General features: G+C 37.3%; 9 protein-coding genes. All 9 read right to left on the reverse strand.

Annotation, left to right across the window (positions count from 1 at the left end):
* Nucleotides 1-733: 733 nt before the first annotated feature.
* Nucleotides 734-1,360: a hypothetical protein gene (locus JFL43_RS19200; protein ID WP_200750265.1), complete on the reverse strand. Its 627-nt coding sequence runs from the start codon at nt 1,358-1,360 to the stop codon at nt 734-736.
* A gap of 239 nt (nt 1,361-1,599) precedes the next feature.
* Nucleotides 1,600-2,361, reverse strand: coding sequence for a hypothetical protein (locus tag JFL43_RS19205; protein ID WP_200750266.1), 762 nt, complete (start codon nt 2,359-2,361; stop codon nt 1,600-1,602).
* Nucleotides 2,362-2,384: 23 nt separating this feature from the next.
* Nucleotides 2,385-6,191, reverse strand: a complete 3,807-nt coding sequence (locus JFL43_RS19210; RefSeq protein WP_200750267.1) for an AAA domain-containing protein — start codon at nt 6,189-6,191, stop codon at nt 2,385-2,387.
* Nucleotides 6,192-6,405: 214 nt separating this feature from the next.
* Nucleotides 6,406-7,668 (reverse strand): MFS transporter, encoded by a 1,263-nt coding sequence (locus tag JFL43_RS19215; RefSeq protein WP_407702004.1) that lies wholly within the window; start codon nt 7,666-7,668, stop codon nt 6,406-6,408.
* A gap of 453 nt (nt 7,669-8,121) precedes the next feature.
* Nucleotides 8,122-8,784 (reverse strand): zf-HC2 domain-containing protein, encoded by a 663-nt coding sequence (locus JFL43_RS19220; protein ID WP_200750269.1) that lies wholly within the window; start codon nt 8,782-8,784, stop codon nt 8,122-8,124.
* Between the two features lie 4 nt (nt 8,785-8,788).
* On the reverse strand, nt 8,789-9,271 hold the full coding sequence (locus JFL43_RS19225) for an RNA polymerase sigma factor (RefSeq protein WP_034290651.1): 483 nt from the start codon (nt 9,269-9,271) through the stop codon (nt 8,789-8,791).
* A gap of 265 nt (nt 9,272-9,536) precedes the next feature.
* Nucleotides 9,537-10,310, reverse strand: coding sequence for a GNAT family N-acetyltransferase (locus JFL43_RS19230; protein ID WP_200750270.1), 774 nt, complete (start codon nt 10,308-10,310; stop codon nt 9,537-9,539).
* A 66-nt stretch (nt 10,311-10,376) separates the two neighbouring features.
* Nucleotides 10,377-12,125, reverse strand: a complete 1,749-nt coding sequence (locus JFL43_RS19235) for an ABC transporter ATP-binding protein (protein ID WP_200750271.1) — start codon at nt 12,123-12,125, stop codon at nt 10,377-10,379.
* The gene (locus tag JFL43_RS19240) at nt 12,125-13,864 is read right to left on the reverse strand and encodes an ABC transporter ATP-binding protein (RefSeq protein ID WP_200750272.1); all 1,740 of its coding nucleotides are present in this window, start codon (nt 13,862-13,864) and stop codon (nt 12,125-12,127) included. The genes JFL43_RS19235 and JFL43_RS19240 overlap by 1 nt, the downstream gene beginning before the upstream one ends.
* Nucleotides 13,865-13,933: the final 69 nt, after the last annotated feature.

Raw genomic sequence — 13,933 nt, forward strand, 5'->3', positions numbered from 1 at the left:
ACCTCGAGCCGTTAGCGCCTGAAGCTGGATATCTTATCTTAATACTGAAGGCGCTCTTCCAGCTGCGAAACACGTTGGAAAACGGAAGCCAAAGTCGCTCTTTGACTTTGAGCGCCCGGCTGAAACGTCGCGAGCAGCTAGCGCCGGAAGTTGGATATTTTATCTAAATGCTGAAGCAACCCGTTTAGCTACGATGACTCAAGCCCTCACTTCTATGACTCGCCCTCCATCTGTTATGACTCGGAGCTTATCTTCTATGACTCGCCCCAACTATTATGACTCAAGCTCTAACTTCTATGACTCGCCCTCCATCTGTTATGACTCGGAGCTTATCTTCTATGACTCACCCCATCTGTTATGACTCAAGCCCTCACTTCTATGACTCGCCCTCCATCTGTTATGACTCGGAGCCTATCTTCTATGACTCATCTTTGATACTTCTCCACATCTAAATTCACTCCGCAAAGTTTTTATATTCATAATGCTACATATCCGCAATTTGGACATACTGCCGCTTTCGGTTTTGCAGATTTGCTTTTGAAAAGCTCTCTTCTTTTAGCAATAACTTTAATGCTATACATGCACCCCTCAACATAGACTTGACAATCTTCTATCAATTTCACTTTGACATTGACTACATATCATTTTCATTTCTAATCTCCTTAACTCCTTTTTATAGAGTAATAATAATTAGAACACTGAACCTATCTACCTCAGCCCATTCTGAAAAACTCTATTCACCTTTATCTTTCTCAGAAAATGAACAACGCACAAAATAGACAGCGGGATAGTCGGTGGTTGCTTCGACCAATGCAACTGGATCATTGTATAAATCTGTATGACCAATAGAGATACTTTCATCATTATCTGGAAAAATCATCTGTGCTAATATCATGTCTTGAGCTAATTCCACTTTATCTGTAACAACTTCCCCCCAAGCAAATGAATCATATTTGGGCAGTTTTATACTTGTTTCAGTGGAGGAACTTCCCTTGTCATCAAGTACAGCTATTTTGACGATAGTATCGGAAGATTCACCAGGTGTTTTCCGAAAACTAACAACCAGATCTCCTTTTTCTTTAATGCCTACATAAATGCGTGCTAGATCTTTGTCTTTCAACTGACCATATTCATACTTCTCCAGCCATATGCTTAGTGACTTCCACTTCTCCTCTACTTTAAATTCATGTAGAAATATTGGATTGTTTGAGGAACCTGCGATTGCTTGAATCAAACTGCTTTCTCGGCCTGTGAGTTCAAGATGTTGAATCGAATTTTTACTTATTTCCTTTTCAGTTGTCTCGCTACACCCCGCTATTGCAACAGCGGCTAAACAAGTAGCCAATAGTAACCGCTTCATAAATGTCTCCTCCTTTGTTCAATACAAATCTCCATCGAATATCCTCTCACTCCATTACCTAATATATAACATAAAAGGAATATATTTCATTTTACCATCTATACAACAGACGCGCATTAAATCCTTGAATACCGCGCTACAATAGAGAATTTATTGCACGTAATAAAAAAGACATTATTATAAGTACGCGCCTTCAAGGAGCTCCTCATAATAATGTCTATACTATTAATAATTTTCAGCTAGGCCTTCAAATAATATTCTCGCCACTTAACAACTTCTTTTTCAACTAGCTGCTTTTCCAACTTGTCATCCCACTGCGACAGCAAGGTGTTCCAAACTCTGGCGAAAAGAAGGTCTTTATCACGATCATACAAGATAAATTCAAGACAAGGTATATCATTAATCTGCTGTGTTTCTTTCGATAAAATTTCAGTAATCACCGTTTGTTCCTCGCCTTCTTCTTCAGGCTCGCGGCTATTTTGAAGTACTTCTATTAATTCTTCCTCTACAAACGTTAATGACCCATCAGGCTCCTCGGAAGCATATCGGAATAGATCCGGTAACTCGTCATACTCATCCATTTGGTCAATATCTACTGGCAGGAAAACTTCGTGACAAGCACTGTAAAGAAGTTGCTGTGTTTCCTGTTCCTGCTCTTCTTCATAGATGCCATTTTCAAGTTGCATCATCCCTTTAGATGTTAAATGGTAGTACATCTCGCCCTTTTCGATTAAACCGGTTCCCGTTAAATTTCTCAAAAGGTCCTGAATGAAAAGCTCCTCTACAAGCAGTAGCTCACTTAGCTCGTCAGCATTCGCAATTTCAGCTTGTTGGAAAGTTAGTAGCGTCATTTTCATTAATAAATCCATTTTCAAGCGCTTCACTGGTTGATACGTGACATCAATCGATTGGACAGGTACACACCAACTAGAAGATGCTAAAATCTCTACTTTACCATTTTGTAAAACTTCTCTTTTTAATCGTTTTTCAAGTGCTTGCATACTCGGCTCTCCTCTCACTATTACTATTTCACATTGCCATCTTGATCTCGGAGGCCATTTTGTTCTTTCACTGTTTCTAATAATTGACTGTACATGTCTCGTGCATTTTTATGCTTCGCTCTTTGTGTAAACATTTCTGTACTACCTACAAGAATGAGTAGTTCTCTGGCACGTGATAGGGCTACATTTAAACGGCGATAATCATTAGCAAAACCAATATCGCCACTTCTATTTTGTGTATTACGGACCATACTGACGATAATGACATCCATTTCCATCCCTTGGAATTTATCAACCGTTCCAGTACGAAGATGTAAATGCTTTAGGTGAAGTTCCTGTTGCAATAGGCGATCTATTTTCTTAACTTGTTCCCCGTAAAAACTAATGACACCTACGCTTTTCAGCTCATTTGGCTGCATATCCCCAGATGCTTTAGCCATTTCTGTTGTATGCTCTAAATCTAAAAGCATATGGCGGATCGTATCCAATTCACCTTGGTTGAATCGGCTTTTACCATTTTTCATTTGCTCTTCAAAATAGGGCTTTTTATTTGGAATATCTAGCCATAATAAGTGATTCGCTCGTTTTACATAATGCCCATCTAAGAAATGATCTCGCACATTATTTGAATCGATTAGACCACATTGCAATTGGTCATCTTCATTCTCATAAAACGGGGTAATTGTTTTCATAATATCCGCGTGCATACGATATTGAATCGCAAGCATCTGTTTATTGTCTCTAGGGAGATTTTTGAAGAGGCGTTCGAATAAAGACTCTTTGAGTAATTTTTTCAGCTCTGCACTTTCCTCAATCGTATCACTTTCTTCAATAATCGCCTTTAATGTTTCTTCTAATGTATCATCACCTACTAATGGTGGAAGCTGGTGATGATCCCCTACTAGGATAACCTTTTTCCCTTTTAACATTGGTAGTAATAATTCTGGAGGTGTCGCTTTTGATACTTCATCAATAATGACTACATCAAAGGTTGGATAATTCTCCATAAATTCTTTTCTCGCTGAAGCTACACATGTTGTTCCGATAACATTCGCATGTCTCACATACAGTTTACGAATTTCATCTAAATCATGCTCATTCGCCTCTTGCAGTAATGTATACCATTGATTTTGTAACGCCTGTTTAATAGGTAGCTGTATTTTATTATGCTGGAGCTTCGTTATTTTTTCAGAAAGCTTTTTAATTGCATAATCTATTTGTAATTGCTGATCCTGAAAATCTTGTTCAAGAATTTCTTCTAAAGCTTTTAAATCCTTCTCCTGCTGTAAGCCTTGTGAATTTACCTCTTTCATCGCTTGCTTCTTTTCTTCTATTTGATTTGCTGTAACTGTGCGTTGCTCTGTTAGCATTTGGTGTTGCTGCTGCATTTGCGCTAATTGTGGGATCTTTTGCAAGACAGCTTGATGGATCGTTTTAATATGCTGTGCTTCCGCTTCTAGCTTGTGCAATATCGCTTTAAGCTGCTCTCTATTGCCAGAGGTAACATCCTCAGACCGCTTCGACTTTAGCTGATCATATCGTTCTTGTACCAAAGCTTGCTTATTTTTTAGTAACATCCCTTTATTCGTTAAAGTGCTTTTCTTTTGCTGCGCTGTTGTTAATACTTGTGTTGTTTGTTTAGCTACTTCTTTTTTGATCATCTCAAAAACTCTAATAGCTTCCTGTTTTAACTGTTGTAGGACGACACCTTGTTCCCAAACGAATTTCCGTCTAAAATACAGTCTTTCTAAATGACGCTTTAGCTGTTCTGGATTTACTACTTTTTCTGTTAGCAAAAATTGTTTCATTTGGTCAATCGCTTCATGTACTTCACGAATAGAATAAGAAGAGTAACTATCCGCTGGACGCGAGTTTACTTGTTGCAAAATAATTTGAGCAGCTGGGCCCATTTTTTTCTCTACATAGTCAATCGCGGCTTTTAGCTTATTATTTAACGCCATCCAATCGTGATAACTAACCATTTGATTTTTAATTTTTTCGAATGCATCAAGTTGACGTTCGATGATAAAACCCATTGGAATTTCATACTGCTGCATAAAACTAGTTAATTCATCGACTTTAGTAAAGTGTTCCAAATTATGTTGCAATTGATGTAGCTCTAAGACATTTCTTTGCCATGAAATATATTCAGTACGTGATACGCTTAGCGCTTCGTTGACACTATTTAACTCTTCTTCAACTTGACGATATAGCAACTGATTTCTCGTTTGTTCAATTTCTTTTACTATTCGATTAAACTGCTCGAGTAATTGTTCACTAGAGTCATTCGCTTCTAGAAATCGCTCTAATTCTTCCACCTTTTTTAGGACATGCTCATATTTGTTTGCCACGTCCCCGAAGTTCTCTTCAAGCTCCCGAAGTTCTCTTCTTAATGCCCCTAACGTCTTTTTAAGCTTTTGAATATCTTCATTTATTACTTTATAATCGACTTTTGCCTGCTGCTGTTCTACTAATTTTTCTTTTATAAATAGAAGCTGTGCTTCTAATGTTTGTAATTCTTTTTCACCTGTCGCTAATGTTGCAGTGAGTTTCGTTTCCTGATCAGCATGCTTCTCTAGCTCCTGCTCCAGATCTCGTAACGTTTGGTCCTTCCAATATTGCGCTACATTTTCTTCGATGAATTTCTTGCCCTCTTCTTCAATACTTTCTGTTCGTCCAAAGCGTAAAATTCGAATGTCTTTATTGGAAAGTAGTCTACTCAATGCGTTATCAACAGCTAAGTTAGATTGTGAGGCCACAAGCGTTCGCAAACCGGCTTTGGCATTTTGCTGACAAATTTCAGAAATAACGGTTGTTTTCCCTGTGCCTGGTGGACCTTGAATAACATATAAATCTTCAGCCGACATCGCACCAGTAACCGCTTCCTGCTGAAATTCATTCAACTGATTGTGGAAATCAAGTTTTGCACGTCTTTTTGGTGCTTGAATTCTTGGGCGGTCTTCGAATAAAATCTTTTCGAGATTAGCATTAGCCGCTAATCCTTTTTCTAAATCAGCAAAACCTTTACGCAATCTTCTAATCTGACTTAATGTAGCGAAATTACTAAAAACGACTTCCTTTGTCTTTGGCTTTAGCTGATTTTTGCGAAGTCGCTCTCTAATATATGGTCGCAGTTCTATTTCCACTGTTTTGTTACCGCGATTTACCTTTAATACTTCACCAAGCTCATCTCGGGAGCCTTTGAATTTCGCACTTAATCCCTTAGCTTTATTCCATTCATTGTCTTTTAAGCCACTACAATTCAATGTCATTCTACTGAAATCTTCATTGACCGTAAACTTAGAAAACGATGCTGTCATATCCTCAATCGTGGCATCTCGTTCTTGAATTTTCAAATAGCCTTCCCAGCTGGAAATACGTTTTCTTACATACTCTGTTCTTTCTTCTGCTATTGGTAATTCTCGAATTTTAGAATGGAGCTCTATCGGCATTCCTACAGTATTTTTATGTGCTGTCACAAATTCTAACTTTGTAGCATATCTTCTATTTGTTCGAACAGGCACCCTCGCACTGATGACCCGAAAATTAGTTGCTAATAATCCTTCATATTTCACAATACAATTCATCACTGCCACCCGACTATCTAGCTTTTTGGCAAGAGTGGTATTTGCTTCATTATCAAAATAAATCGTAATCGCTGTCTCGCCTTGCGCGGAATTACTCATTCTTTCAATATGTACTAAAAATGATTTTTGTAGATGAAAAAAAGCATGCTCATCTTTTGACCATGCTAAAATTCCTTCACGTGCTTTATTCGTCATGATTAGGTTTGTGCGCACCGTTTCAATTTTAGCTACTACTTGTCCCATGAACATATCTTCCTCTCTTCGAAATTGATTAACCTGTAAAAACACTAATTTCTATAATAGCAGTTTTGCGGCTGTATTTGAATTTTAGTGTGTATGAATGACTATGGAAATTGATGTATGAAAAGATTATTCCCATGAACTTATTAACCCTTTTAACTAAAAAAACACCTATACTAAGGTGTTTTCTTCAGATTATTATTAGTTTATTTCATCGCTATGCCGCATTCTTTTTCCGTCCAAATACCATATAAAAATACGTTGAAGCAATCAAATATAAAAAACCTGTAATCGTAAATGTATAGGCATAACCCCAATAGCTTCCAAACTTCGTGACAAGAAATGCTGCTGGAAGCCCCATCGATGCCCACCCGACTTGAAATACCATTTGATTTACTGAATTCGCTAAACCTTTGTATTTATCATGTACGATCTCCATCGCGATGGCCGATTGAATCGGATTCGCCGCATTCATCAACGCCTGGCGAAATAAAAAACCAATCGATGCTATAAATAAAGAACTCGTAAAAGCGGTCAAAAACAAAAATGGAATGGATAAATATTGAAAGATAATAATTGCCTTTACTTCACCAACGCGCTTCACTAATGCAGGTCCAATCAGCATTGCAACCGCGGTCATTGCTGATCCGAGCGCCAAAATCAACCCGATATACGTGTTGGATGCATCGAAACGATTGGCAAAATACAAATTCAAATATGGAATAACAAGTCCAGATCCTATACCAATTATCAACTGGGCTAACCCAAATAATATGATTACTTTTACATTCCCTTTAAAGCTCGCATTCTTTTCCGTCGCATCTAGAGAATCTTTTGCAGAAGCTGCTGCATCGACCGAAACTTTCTTTTCCATCTTCAAACGAAGCAATGGGAATAGTCCCATTACAAAAAATACGACACCACTATATAATGAGATTCTAATCCCCTCAACAGCAGACATCTGTAACAATATGCTTGCCCCATCCGCCACTACACCACCAAGTAAAGTCCCTATGACACTTGCTATTGTCATGAAAGAAAAGTGAATGCTAAATAGCTTCATTCTTTCAGAAGCCTTGGAGTTTTCAGCTAAAAATGGTACCCCTGAAACTTGTGTTAGCGCCCATACTATTCCAGTTGTAAAGGCTGCCCAAAGCATCGGTTGCTCGACAGTTACGATACTCCTATAAAATAAAGTGAATGCCGTTAAAGCTGTTCCGATAATGAGTGCCCGCTTACGACCAAAGCGATCACTTAATAGACCCGCTGGAATTAACATTATCGCTGTTGCTAATGCTGTCATCGCAATGACATTACCATTCACAGCTTCTGCCATACCTAACTCTCGAATATATAAATTGTACATGACAGCGAAAACGCCCATCCCAATTTGAATGAGAATATTGCTAAGCATGAACAATTTTATATTTCGATTAAATGATTTTATACTATGCAACCACTCTTGCCACCAGCTCACAATAACTACCTTCTTTCTATCGCACATTAATTCGCTTCCCTAAATATACGAGTATCGGTGAAAAGTTGCAATAGTAATATTCATCAAATACACTAATCTTCACAAAGAACATACTATATTTCTTGAGTTGGAGGATATGCTTGAATGCCCTTAGTCTTCTATTATTTAATCTTCTCCTTTTCCGTATCACTCTTAATTAGCGGCTTATTAAATGTCTTCTTAGGAACTACTTCCAAATTGAACTGGCTTACTTCTATCACTTTTTGCTTCGTTCTTTCTATTTTCATCGCTGCAATAATGAACTAGTTTTGGTCATTAAAATAGACCCTTCATTGCAGTTTGCAATTGAAGGGTCTTTCTTTTAGGCTGTTTTCTCAAAGATTGTTGCTATAAAGAAAAGTTGGGCTATACAACAATCGCGCCCGTTTGCGGTATAACTTCTATCCCATTTTTAAATCATTCAGCATCGTTACCTTTATCATATAAATCTTTTATGGGTATTACATCGGTTTTATCTTTATATTGTATAGTTACCTTATCTTCATCCGTTAGTTTCTTCCTCTTCCCATTGTACAGTAATAATGTGTTTTCATCTGCAAATGTGAAAGAAATGCCACTCCCATCTTTTAGGAGTTTTGCTGGGGTAGAGAAATCGTTCCTTTTTTCATACACAAATATAGTATCTGTATATCCCTCATCTGTTTTTGCATCTGTTAAAATTATATAATGATTGTCCTTTTTTGCTTTGAATAAGAGCGTAGCCATAGTGCCCTGACTCTGAATGTTTGTTTCAACATTACTGGAACTTGCTTGCCACATATTTACAAACACAAAGTAATAAGCAGTTATCAGAACAAGAAACATTGCTAGTAGTGATGATACGATAACTAAGATCTTTTTTCTATTTTTGGAGCGTACCTTTTTGAAATAATCAATGTTCCTTTTATCTTTTCTTCTCTCATTTTCATCTTCTGAAAATAAATCTCCCTTCATTTTGTTTAAATAATTTCGGCATTCTTCACATTGATCCATATGTTTTTCTATCTGTTCGTTTGTTTCTTCACTTGTTAATTTATCAATATAAGCAGGAGCCAAATCCTTAAATACACTATGTTTCATAACCCTACTCACCCTTTCTGATTTCAAGTTTTGCTCTATAAAAAGTCACTCTTGCCCAGTTTTCTGTCCTTTCAAAAATTGAACCAATTTCTTTGAACGATAAGTCACCCAACAATCTTAAATAAAGTATTTCTCGTTTATCCTCACTGAGTTGATGAGCCTTTTTAAAAAACATAACTTTATCCTCGTTTTTTATATACTCATCTTCCAAGTCGTAAAATGTTGTGCTTTCACTTTTTAGTGAGTCCTTCAATTGCTGGTTTTTATTTTTATGGTTTAATTCTTGCAGCCATACGTTTTTAGCAATTGCACAGAGCCACGTGGAAAACTTGGCTTTACCATTATCGTGAAAGTTATTAATGGATTTAATCGCTTGATAAAATGTTTCTTGAGTTAGCTCCTCTGCTAAATCAAGGTTGTTTGTCAAAGTTAACAAGTATTTAAAAATAAAATCCCCATAATCTTGGTATATATTGTCCTTATCCACTGCCACCCTCCCTTTTCCGTCTGGCCATTCACCTATGTATCACAAAATTATTGATTTCGTTACAACATTTTTTAATAAAAAAACTGCATCTTTATAACAGATGCAGATATTCACTTATTCAATTAAATGGCCCGATTGTTGAATAACACTATTTAACCAAAACAACAAAGTTTACGAAAACAGCCTTCTTTTATGACTATCACAAATATTCTCTAATACGAAAGTTGAAATTCTTATTCCTAAATATACACATATCATCTTACATTTACTTCTTATAATCAATAAAGTAAGTATCGTACTCCTCTTCCAAAATATAACCCAGCTTCTGCGCTAACATAGAAGAATCCAGATTCGCCGCATCCCAATTAGGATACATACCTCTATCAAGACAATCTAAAATCAATGCAGACGATACTATAGTTGCTAAGCCTTTTCTTCTATGCTTTGGATCTGTAGCAACCTCAATTTCAATTCCATCATTATAAATACTAAATGATGTTGCCGCACATACTATTTGTTCATCATACAAAATGCCAAAACCTACTCCCCTATTTATATAATCGTCAATAGAGTTAAATTGGCTTGTAAAATCTTCTGAAATTTCATGTAATGCTGGTTCTTTTGCCAAAGTTGTATCTATTCTTTTTAGTTCATATCCTTCTGGTAATGCTGATATAAAGGTCTGCAACTGATGACGATCTAGATTTTCAGGATTTTTTTTGAATCTATATCGTTGAAATTTCTCTATAGAACCTTTATGAATAGTTTCTATACGATTTTTCCAATCATCCGTATGAACAATAGCAAGAGTATAATCGGGAAGATTGTAAAGTAGTTCTTCCGCTTCCTTTGTATTAGGATTTCCAGCATAAAACACAAAAATCCCAACCGTTATTTGTGCGACTGTAGGATTTTCAAGATCATCAACCCAAGCCGTTCCCATATGCCCCTGAAGACATGAAAGAATAATGGTGCTATCCATTTCTTCGAACATAGGAAATAACTTTTTTCTTATATTAATATCCGCTTCAAATATCATTAAGTTCCTTCTTTCTCTACTTACTTTTTAGTTTAACTCAAAATATACAACAGCTTATCGCATAATCTATCCGATATTTTTTTCTCCAGATTGTAGTTTATACATTTGTTCATAACGGCCACCTTGTTTCAGTAGCTCATCATGAGAACCCTGTTCTACTATTTCACCGCGGTCTAATACTAAAATACGATCTGCATTCTTAATAGTAGAAAGTCTATGTGCGATGATAAAAGTCGTACGGCCCTTTTTCAGTACATCCATTGCGTGCTGAATGATTTCCTCAGTTTCCGTATCAATATTCGACGTTGCTTCATCTAGGATTAAAATTGCCGGGTCAAAGGCAAGCGCTCTAGCGAATGAAATCAACTGACGCTGACCTGAAGATAATGTACTCCCTTTTTCAATCACTGGCTCATCTAAGCCCTTCGGTAAGTTTTTCAAGACACGTTCACCACCAACTGCATCCAATGCTTTTTGCACTGTGTCACGCGTAATCCGTGAATCACCTAAACTAACATTCGATTCAATCGTTCCAGTAAATAAATACGGATCCTGTAAAACAATCCCCATATGCTCACGAATTGTTTGGCGCGAATGCTCCTTAATATTGATACCGTCAATTGTAATGGCACCTTTAGATATGTCATAGAAGCTGAAAAGTAAATTCATAATCGAACTTTTTCCGGAACCAGTATGCCCAACAAGCGCTACTGTCTCCCCTTGTTTCGCCTCAAAATCAATATCCTTCAACACATATTCCTGTTCCTTATAAGCAAACCATACATGCTCGAAGCGAACATTACCTTTATAACGTGGAATACGTGTATCTACTACAACCTCTCCCGGCTGATCAAGCAACTCAAATACACGTTCAGATGCCACATTTGCTCTTTCTAGACGCGCTAACTGATTGACTATCCCGGTTACCGGGTTAAATAAACGTGTAATATAATCAACAAACGCATACAGCAACCCTACTGAAATAACCGTAAGGCCATCTAACCCAGCACTGCCAAAATACCAGATAAATAGTACAAAAGTGATTGTTCGAATAACACCAACTAAATTGTGCGATGTTGCTGCATCTAAATTTAATAGCTTATTTTGATAACGATAATGCTCATCATTTAATGCGGCAAACTCTGCTTCAATTTGCTTTTCACGACCAAAGGCTTGAATGATTGTCATCCCATTAATCGATTCATTAATCATACCGTTCATATCCGAAACTTTACCTCGCACGATATGATTGTACTTCGATGCATACTTACGATACACAATCATCCAGACAATCAAAATTGGAATTACAAATAATGCGATTAACGCCATTTTCCAATCAAGGAAAAATAACGCGATATAAATCCCGAAAATCGTCATAAAACTCGTCGCAAATTGTGATAACACTGTTACAAACAAATCGCGTATGGCCTCGGTATCATTCGTAACACGTGCAACTACTTTCCCTGCAGGCAAATTATCAAAATAACGAATCGGTAATGTTTGAATATGCTCATATACTTCATTACGCATTTTTTGAATAATACGATTTGCACCCATTTGGAGCAACATATATTGACCATAGCGGAAAATTGCCGCTACAACTGCTAACCCAAAGAATATAGCTAATAACATCGCAATAGGCTGAAACTCAATGCTTGCAATCTCAGCATTCGCAATATGTTCATCGATAATTTTCTTCGCTACTAATGGACCTGCTAAATCTGCAGCAACTGCTATAGCTAATAATAATAGGCCTGAAATAAGTAGCTTCTTATACATTAATGCATATTGAAATAATCGTTTACCAGTACCCATTATTTCACCCCCTCAACTTGCTGACGGTCATGCTGTTCTTTATACCAGCCTTCTTCCGCAAGCAATGCTCCGTGCGTACCTTCTTCAACGATGCGACCGTCCTCTAACACAATAATCCAATCTGCATGTTGAATTGCTGATAAGCGGTGTGTAACAATAATGGTCGTTTTATCACTTCTAGCTGTTTGGATATTTTGAATAATCGTTGCCTCTGTTTTAGCATCAACCGCTGACAAGGAATCGTCCAAAATCAGAATTTCTGGATCGCGGATTAATGCGCGAGCAATCGAAATACGTTGCTTCTGCCCTCCAGATAACGAAACCCCTTTTTCACCAACTAACGTCTGTAAACCAAGTGGTAACATTTCTAAATCCCGTTCGAAATTTGCTAAACGAATTGACTCTTGTAATTCTGCATCGGTCGCATCTGATTTACCGAACAAAATATTTTCTTTCACCGTTCTAGAAAATAGCACGTGATCTTGAGGTACATAGCCGATCCAGTTACGTACTTGCTCCTTCGTTTGGTCATGAATAGGACTATTTGAGACCATTAAATCACCTTGACCATTCGGATATTCACGTAGTAGCTGTTTCACAATCGTCGTTTTCCCACTACCTGTTTTCCCAACAATACCAAGTGTTTGCCCTTTCTTCAAAGCAACTTCAAGGTTAGAAAGATTAATAGAAGATGATTGTGGATACTGGAATGTCACGTCTTTAAACACAATTGACTCCGGATTTTGAATAATCGTCGGCGCGTGTGGATCAACAACGTCCTCTTTCTCATCTAATGTTTCCTGTACACGGTCAAGTGACGCATTACCACGTTGCATAACATTGATTAGTTCACCAATTGCAAACATGGGCCAGACGATCATACCTAGGTAAACATTGAATGTGACAAGCTCTCCTAAAGTCATTTCCTGCCTAGAAACTAAATAAGCCCCAAAACCAAGGCCTATCATATAACTAAGACCTGTCAAAATCTTTGTAATCGGGGTGAATAGTGCATCAATTTTCTCAACATGCATATTTTTTTCATAAACATCTTCTGTCATATCACTGAATTGTTTTTCTGTAGCACGCTCTTGGACATATGCACGGACAACTCGGACACCCTCTACCGCTTCAAGAACGCTGTCATTCATTTCGCCAAAAACGTCTTGCGCTTTCATATACCGTTCATGAATTTTTTTCCCTAGCACTTGCATAATAATCGCAAGTATCGGTAATGGCAAGACAGCTGCTAAAGTTAACTTCCATGAAACGAGAAAGCCCATTGTTAGTAAAATTGTTAATAAGTATAGTGTCGAGTCAACTAACGTCATAATGCCAAAACCAGCTGTTTCAGAGACAGCACGTAAATCATTTGTTGACCTCGCCATCAAATCTCCTGTACGGTTACGTTCATAAAAGGGCGGTGACATTTTCAAAAATTTGGTCATAAGCTTTGAACGGAGCTTGCGCTCAATAACATTCGCTCCTCCAAATAATTGATATTGCCATACATAGTTGACGACATAAGCCATTACCATAAGGACAAGCATCGCAACGATATACGTCACAAGGGACTGGTTCGTCAATGTACCTGAGTGGATTGCATCAATCGATTGACCGATAATCCAAGGCGGTGTTACTTCAAGTACGTTAGCAACTATTAATAATGCAACTGCAATGGCGTAACGCTTCCAATTTTCTTTAAAAAACCATTTTAATTTAAATAAAACATCTAACATTCATTACTCCTACTTTCTTGTTCTGATTTTACACTAACCGTCTTCAATCGAATCCTTGTTAAATTTCTT

The sequence above is a fragment of the Viridibacillus soli genome, assembly GCF_016612995.1.
GTDB lineage: Bacteria > Bacillota > Bacilli > Bacillales_A > Planococcaceae > Viridibacillus > Viridibacillus soli.

What these genes read in the sequence shown, in the direction of transcription:
- JFL43_RS19200 (WP_200750265.1), bottom strand. Translation starts at nt 1,360, where the DNA reads ATGAAGCGGTTACTATTGGCTACTTGTTTAGCCGCTGTTGCAATAGCG.
- JFL43_RS19205 (WP_200750266.1), bottom strand. Translation starts at nt 2,361, where the DNA reads ATGCAAGCACTTGAAAAACGATTAAAAAGAGAAGTTTTACAAAATGGT.
- JFL43_RS19210 (WP_200750267.1), bottom strand. Translation starts at nt 6,191, where the DNA reads ATGGGACAAGTAGTAGCTAAAATTGAAACGGTGCGCACAAACCTAATC.
- JFL43_RS19220 (WP_200750269.1), bottom strand. Translation starts at nt 8,784, where the DNA reads ATGAAACATAGTGTATTTAAGGATTTGGCTCCTGCTTATATTGATAAA.
- JFL43_RS19230 (WP_200750270.1), bottom strand. Translation starts at nt 10,310, where the DNA reads ATGATATTTGAAGCGGATATTAATATAAGAAAAAAGTTATTTCCTATG.
- JFL43_RS19235 (WP_200750271.1), bottom strand. Translation starts at nt 12,125, where the DNA reads ATGGGTACTGGTAAACGATTATTTCAATATGCATTAATGTATAAGAAG.
- JFL43_RS19240 (WP_200750272.1), bottom strand. Translation starts at nt 13,864, where the DNA reads ATGTTAGATGTTTTATTTAAATTAAAATGGTTTTTTAAAGAAAATTGG.